Consider the following 21,325-nt stretch of genomic DNA (forward strand, 5'->3'; position numbering starts at 1 on the left):
TGAGTCGCCAAGCGCTTTTCCACAGGCATTTCCCCGTTTGCGGGGGATAAGTTATGCAGAGGGCGCGGGCAGGTTGGCGCGACTTGAAGCGCAGGGTGTTTTTCGTTGCGCTTCAAATGCTTAGACGAGTTCACAGCGGGTTTTCAACAGGGTGGTCCCCAATTGCTGGGGACAACTTCGGCTCTTCGAGACGCCCTTCCTAGACCGAGATTCCCGGACCGCCATTGCTTCCGAGCAACTGCTCGACGGAATTCGCATCCTTATAGTCTTGCTCGGGCAGACCATCGAAGACAGCAATCACATCGTTGCTGACACCGGCTTCGCGCGCGGCATTCACTAGTGCGTCCTTGTTGGCTGGGAACGTGGCATAACGCAGGACTTCGGCGATTTCATCGTCGATGGGTTCGTCGTTCAGGCTCTGAGTTCCGGGTGTATCCGACATGGAATTCCTATAGATGAAGAAGTGAGCGCTTCAGGTCTGTACCTGAATGGTCTGGCTTGCCATGCCGTGACTCGGCGTACGCGATTTCGGCAGCGGCACATGACGCCAGTGCGCGTGGTCGAGACTATCTGCCGCGATTTCGGGCGCGGGCGGCGCGACCGGCCCGGCGTTCACACGCAAGGCAGCGCGCGTTGCGGCCACTACGGCCGAATCGTCAGTCGAACTCGTGTGCAGAGGCGCGGCGTAACACGACGCCGAAACCAATGCCATCGTCAACAACGTTGAGGTCTTCATCGGGCAACCCCTCCTCACGTAGGCAGCGAGAAGCATCAAGCAAAGCCTATGCCGATACGTCCCTCGCGCACCGTTCATGCGTGGATGCCAATGAAGCAGACCTCGCACGGGCGCAACGAGCGGTGCTCGCGCGCAAACACTTCGCGTGATTTCTAACTTATGAATAATCCGCTTCCACCCAGCGTTGCGGATGGGCATGCGCCGCGAAATTGCACAGCCGCGCACTTTCAGCGCTGCGTCGGATTCAGACGGAAGTATGCGTCGAGAAGAGAGGTTTTGTACACGACACCGAGCAGCAGCGGTTCGCTCTTTTTTTCGATGACAGGAAGCCGCTCGCCCTGGAAAGCGAGGAAGTGCTGCAGTGCTTCGCCGAGCGACATGTCGGGTGTGAGCACGTCGAATTGCGGCTGGAGGTAATCGGCGGCGGTACGCGCGGATGTGTCTTGCTTGTCGAGAAGATCGGACGTGATGTCCTTGAGTGCGACCACACCGCGAAAGCGCCCCGCGTCATCCACGACATACAGATACTTCACGGGATATTCGAGGAACACGCGCGTCATGTCGTTCACGTTTGCATCGAGCGGGACGACGGTATCGGGCGGCTTGACGAGTTCGCGCATCTGCGTGGCCGCGAGGCGCAGACGCTCCTTCTCTGCGCGCGTGCGACGCAGGGTGACTTCGTACATCGACGTCTGCTCGGAGGTTCGGGCAATGAAATACGCCACCACGCACGAAAGCATGAGCGGCAACACCACCGAGTACGACAGCGTCATCTCGAAGATCATGAGGATCGCCATGAGCGGCGCGTGCGTGGCCGCGGCGAGAAACGCGCCCATGCCCACCATGGCGTAGGCGAATGGCTGTGAAGTCGAATGCGGCCAGATGGCGTGAACGCCGAGACCGAAGAGACAGCCAAGCACGGCGCCGACGAAAAGCGTGGGCGTGAAGATACCGCCTACCGCGCCCGAGCCCGCCGTCGCGGCGGTGGCGAGGAGCTTGAAGACGAGCACCAGCAAGAGCGCGGACCACGTCCACGGCTGATGCAGAAGCGAGTTCACCACTTCATAACCGTTGCCCCAGACTTCGGGCCACCAGATCGAAATGACGCCGACGATCAGTCCGCCGAGCGCGAGACGAATCGGCAAGGGCAGCGGCAACTTCGCAAAGCGCTTGCGCGACTCTGCGAGCAGCCGCAGGAAGTGTGGCGCGAGCGCGCCGCACAGCAAACCGAGCACGACGAAGAGCAACACTTCGAGGCCCGCGATGGGTGGAAACACTGGCATCTGGTAAGGCGGCCGATACCCGGCGAACTCGCGCATCGTAATGTTGGCGACGACCGACGACACGACGATCGGCCCGAAGCTCTCCATGACCATGGAGCCCAGCACGATTTCGGTGACGAAGAACGCGCCCGCGATCGGCGCGTTGTATGCGGAGGTGATCCCGGCCGCCGCGCCGCACGCCACGAGCAGTCGCAGGCGCGGCGGATCGAAGTGGACCCAGCGTCCGATAAGCGATGAAGCGAGCGCGGCGAGCTGCACCATCGACCCTTCGCGGCCGATGGAGCCGCCGCTCGTGATCGTGAAAAGCGACGACAGGCTGCGCCAGATGCTTTGCCACACGGGCACGACGCCATCGCCGATGGTCACCGCTTCCATGTAGTCCGTGTTCGCGTGCTTGTCTTGACGAACCCGTGCGACGATCAGACAGAAGCCCGCGATGAGCCCGCCCGCCGCTGGCAACACGATACGCAGCGGCCACGGCAGGCTTTCGGCCATCTTGACGAAGTTGCCGGGTTCGCCGCCGAACGCCCGTTGCAGCGAATCGATGCCTTCACGAAACGCCGATGTCGCGAACGCGCCCGCAACGCCGACGACGACTGCCCAGATGAGCATGGTGTGCGCATCCGACAAACGGAAGAGTTGTTGAGCGCGCGTGCGCAGCCGAAGCAGGAACGAAAGCACGGATTATCGTGGAAAGCTTAGAAGCAAATGGAATAAGGCCGACGCAAGGATAGCATTGCGCATCATCCGTCCACTTTCGAGCGCGCGAAAAAAAGCCCGGCTATCGAAGACAGCCAGGCTTTTCAAGTGATGCATCCAGCGCTTCGGTCTACGCGCTCACCACTTCGGCGCGAACGAAGGATTCGCGTTGCGCTTGCCTTCGTCGAGCTTGTCGATCTTCGCGATGTCGTCGGCGTCGAGCTCGAGCTTTTGCGCATCCCAGTTGATCTGTTGATGCTCCGGATTCGTCGATGCCGACAGCACCACGATATCGCGCGCCAGAAGCCATGCGAAGGTCACTTGCGCGGGCGTCGCGCCGTGCTTCTTCGCGATGGCCTTGATGGTCATGTCGTTATGCGCGCGGCCTTCGCCGAGCGGCATATACGCGGTCACTTTCACGCCGAGCCGTTGAGTGGCTTCGACCAACGCGCGGTTCGCGAGGAACGGGCTCACTTCGATCTGGTTCGTCACGATCTCCTTGCCGCCCGGCGCCTCGAGCGCTTGTTCGAGCAGCGGCGCGGTGAAGTTCGACACGCCGTAATGACGGATGAGGCCGAGCTTCTGCGCTTCCTGAAACGCGCCAAGCGTTTCGGCGATAGGCACCGCGCCCTCGGGCGACGGCCAATGCACGAGCGCGAGATCGATCGTGCCGATATCGAGCTTTTCGTGACTGTCCTTGAGACTCGCGATCAGCTTGTCGTGCTGCAGCCGGTCCCACCAGACTTTCGTCGTCACCCAGACGTCTTCGCGCGGAATGCCTGACTCGCGCACGCCCGCGCCGACGGCGGCTTCGTTGTTGTAGAACTGCGCGGTGTCGATATGACGAAAGCCGATCTGCAATGCGCTTCTGACGGCTTCGGTGGTCTTCGCGGCATCGACACGGAATGTGCCGAGGCCGAAGGAGGGAATCGTTTCGATCATGCTGGCTCCTTGTTTCGTTGAGGCGATCAGTGAACTCAGTGACGCGTCTTACTTCGCTTCCTGATCGAGTTCGGGATAGTGCCTGAAAATGCCGGATTCGTTGAACGGGATGCGCCGTTCCGAATCGACATAAGCGGCGATATTGGGCCGTTGCAGCACGGCGTCATGCAGCGCCGCGACACGCGGATAGTGCTTGCCGAAGGTCTTCATCGCGCGCGGGAAGGCGTAGTGCAGGCCATCGACGAGCTGAAAGACGGAGAGATCGACGTAGGTCGTCGTGTCGCCGACCATTTGCGTGTCGCCGTGCGGATTCTGCTTCAGCACGCGCTCGAAATAACCCATGAATTTGGGCACGCGCTGGTCCAGGAAATTTTTCGAGCGCGTTTTCGCGGCTTCTTTCTGGTCTTCGTAATAGAGATCGGTCGCGAGCGGATGATGCGTGTCATGCACTTCCGCGACGATATCCGCGATGGTCAACTGCAAGCCATGGGCTACGTAGCGCAAGCCTTCGTCCTTCGGCGCGAGCTTTAGCTTCGGGCCGAGATACAGCAGGATATTCGCGACATGCGGCACGATCAGATTGCCGTCCTTCAGAAACGGCGGCGCGAACGGAATGTGCGGCTCGGTCTTGCTGCCGAGGAGCTTCATCATCGCGTCCATGCCTTTCTTCGAACGCGCGACATCGATGTATTCGGCGCCCGCGTCTTCGAGCGCGAGGCGCACATATTCGCCCCGGCCTTGCAATCCGTCCCAGTAATAGAGTTCGTAAGCCATGCGTGGGCTCCTTGTCAAACGTGCCGTGCTTTTGACGCCATGCGCGGCGGATGCTTGGGTTGGCAAGTTAATCGCGTGCTGCTTGCCGCGCGGTCGAGCACGCGAACGAGTGTTCAGGCGAGCAACACGCGTACCCGCCTGGGGCCGTGGCGGCGCGGGCCGCGATGTAAAATGAAGCCTTTGCTCGAGGGCTGACTCGCGATGCCCGTCAGAGAGCGAACGACTTCGAAGCGGAGAGAAGATGGACAAGCAAGGCTTCACCACTGGCATCGTACACGGCGATCGTGACGCGGGCGTCGAGCATGGCGGCGTGCGTCAACCCATCCATACGTCGGTTCAGTATGGCTTCGAACGCGTGGAAGATCTCATCGGCGTGTTTCAAGGCACGAAGAAGGGCGGGTTCAACTATGCTCGTCAGGGCACGCCGACCACTGCGGCGCTCGAGCGCAAGATCACGAAGCTCGAAGGCGGCGCGGGTTCCATCTGCTTCAGCACCGGCATGGGCGCAATCTGCGCGGTGTTTCTCACGCTTCTGCGCGCGGGCGATCATCTCGTGTCGAGCCAGTTCGTCTTCGGCAATACCAATAGCGTGTTCGGCACGCTGCGCACGCTCGGCATCGAAGTGACGGTGGTCGATGCAGGCGATGTCGCGAACGTCGCCAACGCGCTCAAGGCCAACACGCGCATGGTGTTCGTCGAGACCATCGCGAATCCGGGCACGCAGATCCCGGATTTGAAAGGTATCGGCGAACTGTGTCGCGAACGCGGGCTCGCTTATGTCGTCGATAACACCATCACGTCCGCGGCGCTTTTCAGGCCGAAGGATGTCGGCGCGAGCCTCGTCGTCAACTCGCTGACGAAGACGATTGCAGGACACGGCGCGGCGCTCGGCGGTGCGGTCACGGACACGGGCGTCTTCGACTGGAGCACGTACCCGAATATCGCGGATGACTACCGGCGCTCGCCCGCGAAGGAGCAAGGGCTTCTGCAAATTCGCAAGAAGGGTCTGCGCGACATGGGCGCGGCGTTGTCGTCCGAGCAGGCGCATCAGATTGCGCTGGGCGCGGAGACGTTGGCGTTGCGAGTCGGCAAGAGCAGCGATAACGCGCTCGCACTGGCGCAGTTCCTGCAGAAACACGAAGCGGTGGGTCGCGTGCTTTATCCGGGTTTGCCGAGTCATCCGCAATATGAAGTCGCGAAGAGTCTGTTCAAAAACGGCTCGTGGCTCTTGTCATTCGAGTTGCGCCATCCCGAACGCATGATCGACTTCGTCAACGCGCTGCAGATCCCGATCAAGGCGACCGGTCTCGGCGATACACGCACGCTCATCATCCCCGTTGCACCGACCATCTTCCACGAAGCCGGTCCGGACGTGCGCCGCGCAATGGGCATTTCGGACGGCATGCTGCGCTTGTCGCTGGGTATCGAGGATATCGACGATCTCATCGCCGATTTCGAACAAGCGTTGAAGCACGCGTAAGCCGAGAAAGCAGGCTTCGAATGCAAAAAAGCCGTCGGTTCAGTCGACGGCTTTTTTGTGTCCAGCATCGATACGATCAGCCGAAAAGACGCTCCACACCATACGTGATCGCAAGTCCACCGCCGATCAACCATGCATACAGAATCGCGCCGGTTGCAATCGCACGCGGACCCGCTTCGCGAATCTGCGCGATGCGCGTTTCCATGCCGAGTGCGGTCATCGCCATGGTGAGCGCGAAGGTATCGAGCGTGTTGAGCGTGCTGGTCGCGCTGGCGGGCAACACGTGCAGCGAATTCACCACCACGAGCGCGAGGAAGCCGAAGGCGAACCAGGGCACCGCGAGCTTGCCCGTGCCGCTTTGTGCGCTTTGATCATGACGCTTGCGATTGATCCAGAAGCCGACCACGAGCAGGACCGGCACGAGCAACATGACGCGCGTCATCTTCACGATTGTCGCGATATGCGCCGCTTCCGGGCTCACGTTGCTTGCCGCGCCAACGACCTGCGCGACTTCGTGAATCGTGCCGCCGAAGAAAAGGCCCGTGCCGAGCGTGTCGAGATGCAACCAGCCTGCGTGAATCGCGAGCGGATAGAGGAACATGGAGAGCGTGCCGAACAGGACCACGCTGCCAACGGCCATCGCGCTCTTGTGGGGCTTCGATTGCAAGGTCGATTCGAACGCGAGCACGGCCGCGGCGCCGCAAATGGCGCTGCCGGCGGCCGTGAGCAAGGCGGTATCGCGGTCGAGCTTCATGACCTTCATGCCGAACCATGTGCCGATGGCAAGCGTACTCACGACCACCAGCACAGATACCGCGAAACCCGACAGCCCGACGTGCGCGATTTCCTGCAGACTCACGCGCAGCCCGAAGAACGCCACCGCGATGCGCAGCAATTTGCGCGCGGAGAAGTTCACGCCCGCCGCCCAGCTTTCGGGCATGCCGTGGCGCAGCGCGTTGCCGTAGATCGTCCCCGCAGCAATGCCGACGATCAACGGGCTGATGCCCAATCCAGCGATGAACGGCAGCGCGGACAGATGCGTCACGGCTGCCGCGAACAGCGCGACGAACAGAATTCCGTTGAGCTGCCCACGCGTGGACGATGCTTCGGCGATTGACGGTGCGGCGGGTACGGCGGACATGGAGACGTCCTTTTGACATTGCGTTGCGATTTGCTAATCCTAAATCACTCATAAGCATATGAAAAATCGTGATTTAGGATGCAATGTATCGGTTTATCTGATAGATTGGCAGAATGACCCCGGATCAGCTGATAACTTTCGCTATCGTCGCCGAGCACGGCAACATCAGCCGCGCGGCTGTTGCGTTGCATTTGTCGCAGCCTGCCGTGTCGGGGCAGCTTCGGCTTTTGCAGGACGAATTCGGCGAATCGCTTTATCTGCGCGACGGCCGGGGCGTTCGCCTGACCGCAGCCGGCGAACAGCTGCTCGTCCACGCGGAGCGTGTGCGCGAGAGCTTCCGGCAAGCACACGCGCTGCGGGACGCGTTGCGCGGGCTCGAGCGCGGCACATTGCGTATCGGTGCGAGCACGACGCCCGCGAGCTACCTGCTGCCTTATCTGATCGCCGCATTCCACAAGCGCTATCCCGACGTGACGCTGACGACCATCGACGGGAACACGGCGGAAATCGTCGCTGCGCTCGGTTCGCTCGATATCGCGCTCATCGAAGGCCAACCAAGTGGCGAGTTGCCGTCGGGCACTACGGTGACCCCCTGGCGGGAAGACGAGATCGTGGCTATCGTTCCGCGCGGTCATCCACTTACTGAAAGACAAAACGCCACGTTGGATGAAATCGGCGGCTATCCGCTCGTGCTGCGCGAAAGCGGCTCGGGCGTGCGGCAGATCGTCGAGCGCGCGTTCGCCCAGGGCAAGGTGGCCGTGCGCGTCGCGCTCGAAATCGCGGGCGTCGAGGGCGTCAAGGAAGCGGTGCGGGCGGGCATGGGTATCGGCTTCGTCTCGGCAATGTCGATCCGGCATGAGGACGGCATGCTGCAACGCGTACACGTCGGCCCGGCGCCGCTCACGCGCCGCTTTTCGATTCTGTTTCCTCATGCCGACACGCCTTCGCGTGTCGCCGCGCGCTTTCTCGAACTCTGCCAGGACGCCTCGATTCTCGGCTAGGGAATTCCACTATGGCGCAACGCGCACCGCCAAGAGCACTATTCGTCTTCATTGGGGCGCTGCGGCGTCCTTTTCAAACAGCAGTAATGGAACCGGTTCCAACCACTAGTTTTTGTCAGTTTTCAATGGAAAAGAGGCGTGATTTCATCTGATGTTTCAAAAATCGGCATGCGCCCGGATGTCGTCGTAGTCGCCAGCGCCTTCGGCTCTGACACCGTTCGCACCGATGGTCACGCGGTGTGCGCCGAAGCCGCCGCGCGCGCTGGCGCCCAGGGTTTCGAAGTGCGCCGCGAACTTTTCGCCGACGAATCCGATGCCAGTTTCGACGCGCTCTCGCGTCTCGGCGCGCGCATCCGCGCACTCGGTTTGTGGGCCGTCCACTCGACGCCCGCAACCTTGTTTCGCGACGATGGCGCTCTCGATGACAGTGCGCTCGCCCAGGCCATCGGCGAGGCGCATGCGCTGGGCGCGCGCATCGTGAAGCTGCAATTGGGCGGCACGGAACGCGGCGTGGCGACCGATGCGGCAACGCTCGATCGGTTGCTGAACGCGGTGGCGTCGTCGCCAGCGCGGGTGGTCGCCGAAAACGGCCAGTTGAAGGCGGGCGGCACGATCGGCGCGTTCGAGGCGTTGTTCGCGGCTTTGCCCGCGCAGGCGCAAAACGGGCTTGCGATGACCTTCGACACTGGCAACTGGCGCTGGCCGGATCAAGACCCGCTCGATGCCGCCGTGCGTCTCGCGCCGCACGTGGCCTATATCCATTGCAAGGCAGTGACAGGCGAGGGCGCGCGACGTTTCGCCATAGCCCCGTCGCAAGACGATGCGCACTTCGCCGCGCTCCTCGCGCAATTGCCGCGTGACGTGCCGCGCGGAATCGAATATCCCTTTCTCGACGCCGATGACGCCGCCGTTCAGGTCGCGCGTATCGCGGCATTTTGAATACAAGGTACCGCATGCAATCACAACGAAACGCCCTCGACATCGTTACGTACGGCGAGGCGATGACCATGTTCGTCGCCGCCGAAACGGGCGATCTGGCAAAGGTCGGCCAGTTCACTAAACGCGTCGCGGGCGCGGATCTGAACGTGGCTATCGGGTTGTCGCGGCTCGGCTTCAAGGTGGGCTGGATGAGCCGTGTCGGGCGAGATTCCTTCGGTCAATACGTGCTCGATGTGCTCGCGGCCGAAGGCATCGATGCGCGCCGCGTGAGTATCGACGAGCGCTATCCGACCGGCTTCCAGTTGAAGGGCAAGTGCGACGACGGCAGCGATCCGGCAGTCGAATACTTCCGCAAGGGCTCGGCCGCAAGCCATCTTTCGCTTGACGATTACGCCGCTGATTACGTGCTCAACGCGCGGCATCTGCACCTGACAGGCGTGGCGCCAGCCATTTCCGCGAGTTCGCGTGAACTGGCTTTCCACATGGCCCGCGAAATGCGTGCAGCAGGCAAGACTATTTCCTTCGATCCGAATTTGCGCCCGACACTCTGGCCGTCGCGCGACGCGATGGCGCAATCGCTCAACGCGCTCGCGGCGCTTGCCGACTGGGTGCTGCCGGGTGTGAGCGAAGGGTTGACGCTGACGGGCTACGAGAAACCCGAGGACATCGCGAAGTTTTATCTCGATCAGGGCGCGAAGGGCGTGGTCGTGAAACTGGGCGCATACGGCGCGTATTTCCGCACCGTCGATGGCGATGCCGGCATCGTGCCCGCGGTGCCCGTCGCGAAGGTCGTGGACACCGTCGGCGCGGGCGATGGCTTCGCGGTCGGCGTTGTGAGCGCGCTGCTCGAAGGCCGCGACGTGCGGCATGCAATCGCGCGCGGCAACCGCATCGGCGCACTGGCGATTCAGGTGATCGGCGACAGCGAGGGCCTGCCGACGCGCGCCGCGCTCGACGTGCTCGAAGCTCAGGATGTGGGCGCTGCCCTCGACGCGGCGTGATCCTCAGAGACTCAATCGAACTGTGTTCGGAGACAACCATGCAAGCATCTTCAACCCCGACTCTCGCCGTGCGCCGCTGGTGGATGATCATGCCGATCGTCTTCATCACGTATAGCCTTGCGTATCTGGATCGCGCGAACTATGGCTTTGCGTCGGCGGCGGGCATCAATCAGGATCTGGGCATCAGCAAGGGACTGTCGTCGCTGATCGGCGCGTTGTTCTTTCTCGGCTACTTCTTCTTTCAGATTCCGGGCGCGATCTACGCCGAACGCCGCAGCGTGAAGAAGCTCGTCTTCTGGAGCCTGATTTTATGGGGCGGTTGCGCCGCGCTGACGGGCATGGTGAGCAACATACCGTCGCTGATGGCGATCCGCTTCGTGCTCGGTGTCGTCGAAGCGGCGGTGATGCCCGCGATGCTCGTCTTCATCGCGAACTGGTTCACCAAGTCGGAGCGTTCACGCGCGAATACGTTTCTGATTCTCGGCAATCCGGTGACAGTGCTGTGGATGTCGGTCGTCTCGGGCTATCTCGTGAATTCGTTCGGCTGGCGGCACATGTTTATCGCCGAAGGTTTGCCTGCGGTGGTGTGGGCGGTGATCTGGTGGTTCATCGTGAAGGACAAACCCGCGCAGGTGACGTGGCTCACGGACGCGGAAAAGCGCGATCTCGATGCCACCTTGCGCGCCGAGCAAGCGGCGATCAAGCCGGTGAAGAACTATGGCGAGGCATTCAAGTCTCCCGCTGTCATCAAGCTGTGCGCGCAATACTTCTGCTGGAGTATCGGCGTGTACGGCTTCGTGCTCTGGCTGCCGTCCATCCTCAAGAGCGGCTCCACGCTCGGCATGGTCGAGACGGGATGGCTCTCCGCAGTGCCTTATCTCGCCGCGACCATCGCCATGCTGCTCGCTTCCTGGGCCTCCGACAAACTGCAGGCGCGCAAGGCCTTCGTATGGCCGTTCCTGCTGATCGGCGCGGTGGCGTTCGCGGGTTCGTATCTGCTTGGATCCAACCACTTCTGGGCTTCGTACGTCTTGCTCGTGATTGCGGGCGCAGCGATGTACGCGCCTTATGGGCCCTTCTTCGCGATCGTGCCTGAACTTCTGCCGAAGAACGTCGCGGGCGGTGCCATGGCGCTCATCAACAGCATGGGCGCGCTCGGTTCGTTCGTGGGTTCCTATGTCGTCGGATACCTGAACGGGGCCACTGGATCGCCGGCTGCGTCATACGTCTTCATGAGCGCGGCCTTGCTCGTGGCCGTGGCGTTGACGCTGGCCGTGAAGCCGCCAGCGGTGGTGAGTCCGCGCGTCGCCGTGGGGTCGTGATGTCCAGAGCTCCAGAGCGCTGCCGCTGTCTATGCTTTAATGGAAAGCACGAACGCAGCGGCCGTCATCCACTCTTACCATGAGCCTGCAAAGGCCTGAAAACTCCATGAGCCGAAAGAAAATCGTAGCCTACAAGTCTCTGCCATCCGATGTCGAAGCGTACCTTCGCGAGCATGCGGATGTCGTACACGTCGATCCGGCCGATCACGATGCATTCGTGGCGGCGCTCAAGGATGCCGACGGCGCCATCGGTGCGAGCGCGAAGATCACGCCCGCGATGATCGAAAGCGCGACGCGTCTGAAGGCGCTTTCGACGGTCTCGGTAGGCTTCGATGCATTCGATGTCGACGACCTGACCAAACGCGGCATCGTGCTCACGCATACGCCTGACGTGCTCACCGAATCGACCGCGGATACGGTCTTCGCATTGATCCTCGCCAGCGCGCGCCGCGTGGTGGAACTCGCGGAATGGGTCAAGGAAGGGAACTGGAAAGCGAGCCTGGGCGAAGAAGGTTTTGGCGTGGATGTGCAGGGCAAGACGCTTGGTATCGTGGGGCTCGGTCGCATTGGTGGCGCGGTGGCAAGACGCGCGTCGCTGGGCTTTCGCATGAACGTGCTTTACACGAATCGCAGTTCCAACGAGCAAGCAGAGAAGGACTACGGCGCGAAGCGTGTCGAACTCGACGACCTCCTTGCGCAATCCGACTTCGTGCTTCTGCAAGTGCCGCTCACGGCTCAGACGCGTCATATCATCGGCGCGGCGCAGCTCAAAAAAATGAAGAAGAGCGCAATTCTCATCAACGCATCACGCGGACCGACCGTCGATGAAGCGGCGCTCATCGAAGCTCTTAAAGACGGCACGATTCGCGCGGCAGGCCTCGACGTGTTCGACAAGGAACCGCTGCCCGTCGATTCGCCCTTGCTCAAGCTGAAGAACGTCGTCGCGTTGCCGCACATCGGCTCGGCCACGCATGAAACGCGTCACGCGATGAACCTCAACGCCGCCGAGAACCTCATCGGCGCGCTCGATGGCACGCTCACGCAGAACATCGTGAATCGCGAAGTCCTCAAGCGCTGAACGCGGATCGGATCGACGGGCAGCCATGATGCGCTAACATGCGCATGCCGAGGCCAACGACAACGATGTCAATACCGCTCGCCCGATGTCGGGCGTTCGTCAAGCCATCACGACCACCATGTCCGACGATCCCACTTCAAGCAACCGGCCGCGCGTTTTCGGGGCGCGCCGCGCGACCATCACCGATGTCGCGCGCGAAGCCGGCACCGGCAAGACCAGCATCTCGCGTTATCTAAACGGCGAGACGGGCGTATTGTCGCCCGATTTGCGCGAGCGTATCGAGGCGGCCATCGCGCGGCTGGACTATCGACCGAATCAGATGGCGCGCGGCCTGAAGCGCGGGCGCAATCGACTGATCGGCATGCTGCTTGCCGACCTGACCAATCCGTACTCCGTCGAAGTGCTGCAAGGCGTGGAAGCCGCGTGCCATGCGCTCAACTACATGCCGCTCATCTGCCACGCGGCCAATGAAGTCGACATGGAGCGGCGTTATCTGCAACTGCTTACGACGTATCGCGTCGAAGGCGTGATCGTGAATGCGCTCGGCGTGAAGGAAGCGTTGTTGCAAGGCTTCACGCAAGGCGGTATTCCGGTCGTGCTGGTCGATCGTTCGGTGGAAGGCATCGTCACCGATATGGTCGGGCTCGACAATCCGGCGGCCGTTGCACTGGCAACCGGACATCTCATCGATGAAGGCTTCGACGAATTGCTCTTCATCGTGCAGCCCGTCACGCATGTCAGTTCGCGTCGTTTGCGCGAGGCCGCGTTTCGCGAAAGCGTGAGCGCGCGTGCTGCAAACGGCGCGACGCTCGTGATCGATCTCGCCGATGCGGCATCCACGCTCGAAGAAATCGATCGGCGCATCGAAGGTGCGCGCGCGGCGAACCGGCGCGTCGCGTTGTTCGCGGCGAACGGTCCGGTGGCTCTGCGCGTCGCGGTGCATCTCAAGGAACGATACGGCGCGGACTGGCAAGCGGGCGTGGCGCTGATGTCCATCGACGATTCCGAATGGGCGCAACTCGCCGGCATGACGACGGTGCGGCAGCCGACTTACGATATCGGCCGACGCGCGGTGGAGTTTCTTCATGAGCGGCTCGGCGGCGCGGTCATGCCGCCACGCGAATGTCTGTTGCCGGGAGAACTCGTCGTGCGCGCATCGACGACGAGAGCGAGACACGAAGCATCACAAGGAACCTGAATGGTCAGTCTATCGACGTTGCTGTGCGTGGGATTCGCCACGCTCATCATCGCTGCATTGCCGGTCGTGTCGTACAAGCTCGCGAGGCCGCGTTTTCAGCTCGTGCCGCGCGAGGCGATACTCGGCATTGCCGTGTTTGCGCTTTTCGCCATGGTGATCGAGCGCGCGCTGCATGGCTTCATGCTGGGCAATCCGGCAACGTCCGCGTGGCTGATGAATCCCGCGGTCTTCGTGGTCTATGGCGCCATCACTGCGGGCCTGTGCGAGGAAGTGGGCCGCTTCCTGGCGATGAAGTGGCTCATCTCGCGCGAGCCCGGCGCGCTCGATCGTCCCGGTCCGGCGCTCGGTTACGGCATCGGACATGGTGGCGCGGAGGCGTGGATCGTCGGCGTGCTCGTACAGGCGCAATGGATCGTGTATGCGATCCTGGCCAACAACGGTACGCTCGATGCGCATTTCGAAAGCGCGCCGCTCGATGCAGTAGCGCGTATTCACTTGGTGCTGATGAGTCTCTCGCCTGTGTCGGCGGCTATCTTCGTGGTCGAGCGGGCGAGTGCGTTTGCGTTCCAGCTCGGCTTTTCGGCACTGATGTGGCAGATGCTGCGCGAACGGTCGCGTCATGCGCTTGGCGTGCTGATTGCGGCCCACGCGCTCGTCGGCATGCCGGCCGCGCTCTTTCAAGCGCGCCTGATTCCGCTCGCCGCCGCCGATGCCGTGTATCTCGTGCTCGGCGTGATCGTCACCGTGGCGCTCGTGCGCTACTATCGCGCCGCAGTCACGCGCCAATCCTGATTCATCGAGTATCCATGGACGACTACCAATACGACTGCCCGAGCGCGGACATCGACATGCTTGCGCATGTCATCAGCGATCTCTTCCCCGAGCAGACGCAATTCGCCGAACGCCTTGACGACGAAGGCCGTACTTCGCTGACGATTCATTACATCGCGATGCGTTTCGGTTCGACGGCGCGGCGCATTGCCATCGACGTGCGTTTCGATGCTGCCGCGCTGGCACGGTATCGAGCCATGCCGGTGAGGATGCATGCTCGAAGCTATGCAGTGTTACGTGCCTATGTGGAGGCGACGCTGGGTTCGCTGGAAGAAGCATACGCGAATGGCGAGGCGGTCCCGCGGCAGCTTGAAATCGAGATGGGAGAGGATTTCGCGTGAAGGGGCAGGTTGTATTCTGTATGCCGACAGGTTGCGTTTTGTATTCGAGATTTGAGCGAGGTGGGGCGGAACGGGTGATCGATTCAGATGCGGGTTGGCTGTTCGCTTTCGCATCTTGCACTCGGATGTGCGTGCGCTATGCGGCTGTCCGCGTCGGATGCGGCTATCTGAATTCTGTATGCCACGCCTTGGCATTTCGCATACAAAGTCTGCGTGGATTTATTGAACCTGGTTGAGGCTGTCTTCGGCATACGTGCGATTTGAATTCCGTATGCCACGCTCCCGCACTTTGCTTTCTCATCCGCGTGATCTGCACGCTCGTTGAGGCCATCCCCGTCAAACGCAGCAACTTGCATGCTGCGTGCCGCGTCCCTGCATAGCGCCTTCAAACTTCGCGATAAACCTTGGCGAAGCGTGCCGCCTTCACGACGCCATAGTCGCCCGGCGCATACTGCATGACCCAATCGCCCGCGTCGCCGGTGAGCACGTCGCCATCGTCTGACCGCGCGATGGAAAAAGGCTCATGCATCTCCCGCGCAAGAACCACGCTCCGCTTGTTGCGGTAGGTTCCAGCCTCGCCATGCGCGATGCCGCCTTCCGGCACGTACTTGGGATCGAACCGGTCACGCGACACGACCCAGCGTTCACCCGTCGCGCCAGTGACGATAGCGTCATCGGGCGCATAGCGATTCGGGCCTTCCAGGCTCATCAGCTCGCCAGGCGCAGCGGCGAATTCCACGGTCACGGCTTCGTCCTTGACGACGCGGCGCGCGGCAGCATCTGTTGTGAGATCGAGGCGGGATAGATGGAGCATGATTGGTCGGCCAACGCGGTTGCGGTGCGGGATCGTAACGGCAATCGGATGATTTTGCATCCAGAATACGAAAAACCCGCTTCGTTCGCCATGATGACGCCCGATGCGGGTTTTGGCAAAGCCGCCGAATGCCAAGCATTCAAGCGCTTACGCGCTGCGGCTTAAGGCTTCGTCGTCGATGCCGGTTGTGCTGCGCCCGCGCGCGACGGATGACGAGCGCGTGCATTCTTTGCGCGATCATGATGCTCTTGACGGAAGCTCGTATCGGCAAGCTTCTTCTGCTCCGGCGAAAGGCTTGCGTAAAGCGGCTCGAAAGCCTCGACCAGGCGTTTCGTGCCGTCTGCATTGGCCTGCGTGATCTGCTCGTATTGCTTCATGTCATCGAGCGCGGACATGGCGTCGCGTTGTGCAACGCGTTGGCGGTATAGATCGCCCACCGTGTGCGCGTTGTCGCGCATCACGTCGGCGAACTTCGACCACTGATCTTCCTGCTGCGATGTGATCTTGAGGCTTGCATGCAATTGGGCGATACGTTCTTCCACGCGAGCTTCGCGCTTCGTGGCGCCGGGCGCCGATGCCACCGTCGTGGCGGAGGCAGATGCCGCGGAGGGCGCCGCGGTCTGTGCGAACGCGGCGCTAAGCATGCAAGATGCCGCCAGTGCTAAAAATGTTTTTTTCATTCCGAAACCTTAGTCGAATTAAGAGAAAGCGCGCTTGCTGGTTGATCTCAGTCAAGGCAGAAACGTCGTCGGCGGTTATTAGTAACACGCCTGCCTGACAATTCACCTCGATTGCCACAACTGCTTACATCCGATACTTCTCTGGAAAATTCCGTAAAGGAAGCTCAAGCAAGATCGGGCGGTGACGTCGGCGATAATCCTGCTTGCGGCCGATTGCATACCGCATGCGGTACACAAAACGCATAACGCAATACAAACGCCAAACATCACAGCGAGAAGGACGACATGAGACCCCCGCGCCTCGACCAGCTCGACGACATCGACCGTAACCTCGTCGCGCTATTGCAGACGAACGCGCGTGAAAGCGTTGCCGATCTCGCGCGTCAGCTGGGCGTGGCGCGCACCACAGTCATCGCGCGCATGGCGCGGCTCGAAAAGAACAACGTGATAGCGGGCTACGGCGTACGGCTAGGCCAGGACGTGCTCGACGCCAGTATTCAGGCTTACGTCGGCATCAAGCTCGCGCCAAAGTTCGGCCGCGACGTGCAGAAACGCTTCGCGCGCATGCCGGAGATGCAACTGCTTTGCGCGGTAAGCGGCGAGTTCGATTACGTCGCTTGGTTGCGTGCGGACTCGCCCGATCGCCTGAACGACTTGCTCGATGAAATCGGCGCACTGGAAGGTGTGGAGCGCACCACCACCTCGATCATTCTGGCGCGCAAAATCGACCGTTCGAGTTAGGACGATACAAAACGCAGCGATACATCGTCAAAACGTCGAAAATTATCGTCGATACGCATCAATTTGCGTCTAGGATCAATATTCGTCGGTCCCTAAACTGTATTCAGTATGCCTTCCCAGGCGACACAAAATGCAAAATACACTAGGAGAACAACGATGAAAGTAGCGTTAGTCGGCGCCGGATTGATCGGCAAGAGCATCGCCCACTTGCTTCGTGACACGGGAGACTTCGAAGTCGTTGCATTCGATCGCGACGAACAGGCGCTCACCGCGCTCGAAGCGGAGGGAATCGCGATTCGCCGCGTCGATTCCGCCGATACGCCCGCGCTGCGTCAGGCGCTCCACGGCTTCGACGCACTCGTCAACGCGTTGCCGTATTACCTTGCCATCAGCGTTGCATCGGCGGCCAAGGCGGCGGGCGTCCATTATTTCGATCTGACCGAGGACGTGCGCGCAACGCATGCAATTCGCGCCATCGCGGAGGGTTCGGACGTGGCCTTCATGCCGCAGTGCGGGCTCGCGCCGGGTTTCATCGGCATCGTCGCGCATGATCTGGCCGAGCGGCTCGATAACGTGCGCGAAGTGAAAATGCGCGTCGGTGCGCTGCCCGAGTTTCCGACCAATGCGCTCAAATACAACCTGACATGGAGCATCGACGGACTCATTAACGAGTACTGTCAGCCATGCGAAGCGATCCGCGATGGCCGCACGCAATGGGTCCAGCCGCTCGAAGGCGTCGAACATTTTTCGCTGGATGGCATCGAGTACGAGGCCTTCAATACTTCGGGTGGGCTCGGCACGTTATGCGAGACGCTGGCGGGCAAGGTGGAATCGCTCGACTACAAGTCGGTTCGATATCCCGGCCATCGCGATCTGATGAAGTTCCTCCTCGACGATCTGCGCATGTCGACCGATCGCGACGGTCTCAAGGCAATGCTCAAGCGCGCGGTGCCATCGACTTCGCAGGACGTGGTGCTGATCTTCGTCACGGTAACGGGCATGCGCGGCGGCACATCGGGACAACTCGTGCAGAACGTCTTCACGCGCAAGGTCTTTGCCAAGGAAGTCGGCGGCATGCCGATGAGCGCAATCCAGATCACGACGGCGGGCGCCATCTGTGCCGAGCTCGATCTGTTCCGCGAAGGCGTGCTGCCGCAAAGCGGGTTCGTGCGTCAGGAGCAGGTGCCGCTCGCGGCGTTTTTGAATAACCGTTTTGGAAAGCTCTATCAAGGCGCGAATATGGTTTCGAGCGCGCCGCGGATGGCGACGCTCTGAACCAGCCACTTCAGATACGCCTCGTCGGTCTGCGAGGCAATAGCGGACATGAGAGCGGACATGAAGACAGCGCCACTTCGGCATTTTGCATGCACGCTGCCACACCTCAAGCCTGATCGATTACACGCTGATACCGCTTCATCAAGGGCGTCGCCGTGACGCCATGAATGATCACCGACGCCACGATCACCGCGATGACAAGCGGAACGAGCGGCTTGGCCACGTCCTTCGGCGCCTGCTCGATTGCATACAAGAGATAGTAGAACGAGCCGACACCGCGTATGCCGAACCAGCTCATCAGCCGCCGTTGCGCGCCATGTGCGCCCGATCCGATGAGCGATGCCTCCACCGACAGCGGCCGCGCCACGAAGAACAGGCAGCCGATGAGCAAGGCCGCTTGCCACGTGAACAGCTCGCGCCAGATAGTGGCGAGCACGGCGCCGACCATCAGCATGATCGCGACTTCGGCGATACGTTCCAGTTCGATCGTGAAGCCATGCACGCGCTCGGCCATGAAGGCGTGCGCGCGGGCCGGGTCGGATGCAGTGGCGCCGACATCGTCGGCGTCGATCGTGCCGACCGCTTCGCGCGCGGACTTGTCGCCGCTCGCTTTCTGTTCTACGCGTCGCATGGCGAGTCCCGCCGCGAACACGGCGAGAAACGCATACGTGTGCAGCAATTCGGCCACGCCATACGACAAGGCGATCAGTCCTAGCGCATAAAAACCTTCCGGACCGAGCGCCTGTCCGTGGCGCGTGCGCAGATAAGCCACGAGCCGCACAGCCAGTTCCCCGAGGAACCAGCCGCTGCCGAGCGCGCCGGCAATGCCCCACAAAGCCTGCAACGCGAAGCTCCAGTGCAGCACCGCCGCAGGCGACGCTTCGAAACGGCATACCGCGATGCCGAGCAGCGCGAAGGGCAACGCGATGCCATCGTTCAGTCCGCCTTCGCCCGTCAGCGAAAAGCGCAACAAGTCGATGTCGCCAGGCTTTTCGACCTGGACATCATGAGCGAGGACAGGGTCCGTCGGCGCGAGCATCGCGGCTAGCAGCAGCGAAGGCCCCCAGCTGAAGCCGAGCACATACACGCAAAAGACGGTGAGCAGGGCGACGGTCAAGACCATCGCGACCACGCCGAGCCGTAGCGGCAGTATCCAGATGCGGTCCGTGGGCGGCACGCGCAGACGCAAGCCGATGGCAAAGAGCGACGCGAGCATCGCGACTTCGGTGATGCGTCGCAAAACCGTGGCGTCGGTCGCGAGATCGAAATGCAGCATGTTCGCCGCGCCCGGCCCCAGCACGAAGCCAATGGCGAGGTAGCACATCGCGGTGCTGATCGGCAAATGCCGGAATGTCGAACTGGCGAGCCCCATGAAAATGAGCACGCCGCCGACGATGAGAAACCACATCGTCTCGGTCATGGAAGCCCTGTTCGATTGTTTCGAGGATGGCGGGGAGCCGTCTGGATCCTCGTTTGCATTCTGCATGCAGGATCAATGCAAGCGGCTGAGAAGACAACAGCAAGCACGTCACATGCCCATGCTTGCAGCAAACCTGCTTGGGCCCGACGATCCGCGTAATATTGGCTGGCTAATTTGCTTTTTGCATGCTGTATCCATTTGGTTCGGCGACACCGGTCCAGCGTGCGCATTCAGGAGATCAAGGCATGTCACAGCACTTCGATGCGGTCGTCATCGGTACCGGTCAGGGCGGCTCGCCGCTTGCCGTGCGGCTGGCACAGAGCGGAAAACGAACCGCCGTGATCGAGCGGCATCTTTTTGGCGGCACGTGCGTGAATGTCGGCTGCACGCCGACCAAGACCTATGTGGCGAGCGCGCGCGCCGCGCATGTGGCGCGCACGGCGGCAAAGTACGGCGTGATCGTCGGCGGCGACGTGAAAGTGGACATGGCGCGCGTCAAGGCGCGCAAGGACGAGGTCATCGCCGGATCGCGCAATGGCATCGAGGCGTGGCTGCGCGGCACGCACGACATCACCGTATTCGAGGGACACGGGCGCTTCACCGGTCCGCATGCGCTGCAAATCGAAGCCGCCGATGGCTCGAAGCAGGACATCGACGCGGACATGATCTTCATCAACACGGGCACGCGAGCGTCGGTGCCGAAGGTCGACGGGCTCGACGGCGTGCCGTATCTCACGAATTCATCGATTCTCGAACTCACCGAAGTGCCCGAGCATCTCGTCATCGTGGGCGGCAGTTATATCGCGCTCGAATTCGGGCAGATGTTCCGACGCTTCGGCAGCCGCGTCACGCTTCTGGTACGGGGCGAGCGCATCCTCGCGCGCGAAGACGAGGACGTCGCGCTTGCGATGCAAGACGTGCTCCAGCGCGAAGGCATCGAGTTTCGCTTCGGCACGGAACCGCGTCGCGTGGAAACGCAAAACGGCGGCGTGCGAATCGTCACCGAGGGCGAAACGATCGATGCCTCGCATCTGCTGTTCGCCACCGGCCGCACGCCGAATACGGACGATCTCGGTCTGGAACACGCTGGCATCGTGCCGGACAAGCACGGCATCATCGAAGTGGATGGGCAATTGCGTACGCGCGTCGAGGGCGTATGGGCGCTGGGCGACGTGAACGGACGCGGCGCGTTCACGCACACGTCGTGGAACGATTACGAGATTATCGCGGCCAACTTGCTGGATGGCGAAACGCGCAGCGTCGATACGCGCATCATGGCTTACGCCGTGTTCGTCGATCCGCCGTTCGCGCGTGTCGGCATGAGCGAGGCGGAGGTCAGGAAGGACGGGCGTGAGGCGCTCATCGCCACGATGCCGATGTCGCGCGTGGGCCGCGCGAAGGAACGCGGTGAAACGGATGGCTTCATGAAGGCGCTCGTCGATGCCCGCACCGAGCGGATTCTAGGCGCGCAGATCTACGGCATCGAAGGCGACGAGGTCATTCATACGTTCATCGACATCATGAATGCCGACGCTTCCTACAAGACGCTGCAGCGCGCCATGCACATTCATCCGACGGTGAGCGAACTGGTGCCGACGCTTCTCGGCATGCTCAAGCCATTGAAGTGAT

General features: G+C 61.6%; 22 protein-coding genes. 13 read left to right on the plus strand and 9 right to left on the minus strand.

The genetic code is table 11. The features are described 5' to 3' along the window. Window positions 1-199 precede the first annotated feature (199 nt). The 5 genes from NCT04_RS06880 to NCT04_RS06900 form a co-directional block, all read right to left on the minus strand. Window positions 200-442 (minus strand): DUF2795 domain-containing protein, encoded by a 243-nt coding sequence (locus NCT04_RS06880; RefSeq protein WP_250464545.1) that lies wholly within the window; start codon window positions 440-442, stop codon window positions 200-202. Between the two features lie 30 nt (window positions 443-472). Further along, window positions 473-736: a hypothetical protein gene (locus tag NCT04_RS06885; RefSeq protein WP_244827803.1), complete on the minus strand. Its 264-nt coding sequence runs from the start codon at window positions 734-736 to the stop codon at window positions 473-475. Window positions 737-963: 227 nt separating this feature from the next. After that, entirely contained in the window at window positions 964-2,700 is a 1,737-nt protein-coding gene (locus tag NCT04_RS06890) for a ClcB-like voltage-gated chloride channel protein (protein WP_250464548.1), read from the minus strand. Window positions 2,701-2,856: 156 nt separating this feature from the next. Next, window positions 2,857-3,660, minus strand: coding sequence for an aldo/keto reductase (locus NCT04_RS06895; protein ID WP_250464550.1), 804 nt, complete (start codon window positions 3,658-3,660; stop codon window positions 2,857-2,859). A gap of 48 nt (window positions 3,661-3,708) precedes the next feature. After that, on the minus strand, window positions 3,709-4,434 hold the full coding sequence (locus NCT04_RS06900; RefSeq protein WP_250464552.1) for a glutathione S-transferase: 726 nt from the start codon (window positions 4,432-4,434) through the stop codon (window positions 3,709-3,711). A 241-nt stretch (window positions 4,435-4,675) separates the two neighbouring features. Here NCT04_RS06900 and NCT04_RS06905 point away from each other — a divergent pair, with 241 nt between their 5' ends. Continuing rightward, window positions 4,676-5,914, plus strand: a complete 1,239-nt coding sequence (locus tag NCT04_RS06905; RefSeq protein WP_250464554.1) for a cystathionine gamma-synthase family protein — start codon at window positions 4,676-4,678, stop codon at window positions 5,912-5,914. A gap of 76 nt (window positions 5,915-5,990) precedes the next feature. On the opposite strand, the gene NCT04_RS06910 is transcribed toward NCT04_RS06905, so the two are convergent. Further along, window positions 5,991-7,055, minus strand: a complete 1,065-nt coding sequence (locus NCT04_RS06910) for a YeiH family protein (RefSeq protein WP_250464556.1) — start codon at window positions 7,053-7,055, stop codon at window positions 5,991-5,993. Window positions 7,056-7,168: 113 nt separating this feature from the next. Between NCT04_RS06910 and NCT04_RS06915 the strand changes: the two genes are divergently transcribed. The 8 genes from NCT04_RS06915 (at window position 7,169) to NCT04_RS06950 (ending at window position 14,766) form a co-directional block, all read left to right on the plus strand. Then, window positions 7,169-8,056 carry a LysR family transcriptional regulator gene (locus NCT04_RS06915; protein WP_250464558.1) on the plus strand — a complete coding sequence of 296 codons (888 nt, stop codon included), beginning with the start codon at window positions 7,169-7,171 and terminating at the stop codon, window positions 8,054-8,056. 168 nt (window positions 8,057-8,224) lie between these two features. After that, entirely contained in the window at window positions 8,225-8,995 is a 771-nt protein-coding gene (locus NCT04_RS06920; RefSeq protein WP_250464698.1) for a sugar phosphate isomerase/epimerase family protein, read from the plus strand. 14 nt (window positions 8,996-9,009) lie between these two features. Further along, window positions 9,010-9,996 (plus strand): sugar kinase, encoded by a 987-nt coding sequence (locus NCT04_RS06925; protein ID WP_244827810.1) that lies wholly within the window; start codon window positions 9,010-9,012, stop codon window positions 9,994-9,996. 38 nt (window positions 9,997-10,034) lie between these two features. After that, window positions 10,035-11,318 (plus strand): MFS transporter, encoded by a 1,284-nt coding sequence (locus tag NCT04_RS06930; RefSeq protein ID WP_250464560.1) that lies wholly within the window; start codon window positions 10,035-10,037, stop codon window positions 11,316-11,318. A 106-nt stretch (window positions 11,319-11,424) separates the two neighbouring features. Next, a complete protein-coding gene (locus NCT04_RS06935; RefSeq protein ID WP_250464562.1) occupies window positions 11,425-12,396 on the plus strand; it encodes a 2-hydroxyacid dehydrogenase in 972 nt (323 codons plus the stop codon). Between the two features lie 118 nt (window positions 12,397-12,514). Next, entirely contained in the window at window positions 12,515-13,594 is a 1,080-nt protein-coding gene (locus tag NCT04_RS06940; RefSeq protein ID WP_250464700.1) for a LacI family DNA-binding transcriptional regulator, read from the plus strand. Continuing rightward, entirely contained in the window at window positions 13,595-14,386 is a 792-nt protein-coding gene (locus NCT04_RS06945; protein WP_250464564.1) for a YhfC family intramembrane metalloprotease, read from the plus strand. 14 nt (window positions 14,387-14,400) lie between these two features. Then, a complete protein-coding gene (locus tag NCT04_RS06950; RefSeq protein WP_250464566.1) occupies window positions 14,401-14,766 on the plus strand; it encodes a DUF3022 domain-containing protein in 366 nt (121 codons plus the stop codon). Window positions 14,767-15,151: 385 nt separating this feature from the next. On the opposite strand, the gene NCT04_RS06955 is transcribed toward NCT04_RS06950, so the two are convergent. Continuing rightward, complete coding sequence (locus tag NCT04_RS06955) at window positions 15,152-15,580, minus strand: PGDYG domain-containing protein (RefSeq protein WP_250464569.1); 429 nt, start codon at window positions 15,578-15,580, stop codon at window positions 15,152-15,154. Between NCT04_RS06955 and NCT04_RS06960 the strand changes: the two genes are divergently transcribed. Next, window positions 15,572-15,745 (plus strand): hypothetical protein, encoded by a 174-nt coding sequence (locus NCT04_RS06960; protein ID WP_250464571.1) that lies wholly within the window; start codon window positions 15,572-15,574, stop codon window positions 15,743-15,745. The genes NCT04_RS06955 and NCT04_RS06960 overlap by 9 nt on opposite strands. Here NCT04_RS06960 and NCT04_RS06965 read toward each other — a convergent pair. Then, a complete protein-coding gene (locus tag NCT04_RS06965; RefSeq protein WP_250464573.1) occupies window positions 15,742-16,260 on the minus strand; it encodes a Spy/CpxP family protein refolding chaperone in 519 nt (172 codons plus the stop codon). The two genes, NCT04_RS06960 and NCT04_RS06965, sit on opposite strands and share 4 nt — an antisense overlap. A gap of 285 nt (window positions 16,261-16,545) precedes the next feature. Here NCT04_RS06965 and NCT04_RS06970 point away from each other — a divergent pair, with 285 nt between their 5' ends. Both NCT04_RS06970 and NCT04_RS06975 read left to right on the plus strand, forming a co-directional pair. Further along, window positions 16,546-17,001: an Lrp/AsnC family transcriptional regulator gene (locus NCT04_RS06970; protein WP_250464575.1), complete on the plus strand. Its 456-nt coding sequence runs from the start codon at window positions 16,546-16,548 to the stop codon at window positions 16,999-17,001. A gap of 156 nt (window positions 17,002-17,157) precedes the next feature. Further along, window positions 17,158-18,276 carry a saccharopine dehydrogenase family protein gene (locus tag NCT04_RS06975; protein WP_250464577.1) on the plus strand — a complete coding sequence of 373 codons (1,119 nt, stop codon included), beginning with the start codon at window positions 17,158-17,160 and terminating at the stop codon, window positions 18,274-18,276. Between the two features lie 106 nt (window positions 18,277-18,382). Here NCT04_RS06975 and NCT04_RS06980 read toward each other — a convergent pair whose 3' ends face one another. Beyond that, entirely contained in the window at window positions 18,383-19,696 is a 1,314-nt protein-coding gene (locus NCT04_RS06980; protein WP_244827819.1) for a cation:proton antiporter, read from the minus strand. A gap of 245 nt (window positions 19,697-19,941) precedes the next feature. Between NCT04_RS06980 and NCT04_RS06985 the strand changes: the two genes are divergently transcribed. Next, the gene (locus NCT04_RS06985) at window positions 19,942-21,324 is read left to right on the plus strand and encodes an FAD-containing oxidoreductase (RefSeq protein ID WP_250464578.1); all 1,383 of its coding nucleotides are present in this window, start codon (window positions 19,942-19,944) and stop codon (window positions 21,322-21,324) included. Window position 21,325: the final 1 nt, after the last annotated feature.

Source organism: Caballeronia sp. GAFFF2 (assembly GCF_023631485.1).
GTDB lineage: Bacteria > Pseudomonadota > Gammaproteobacteria > Burkholderiales > Burkholderiaceae > Caballeronia.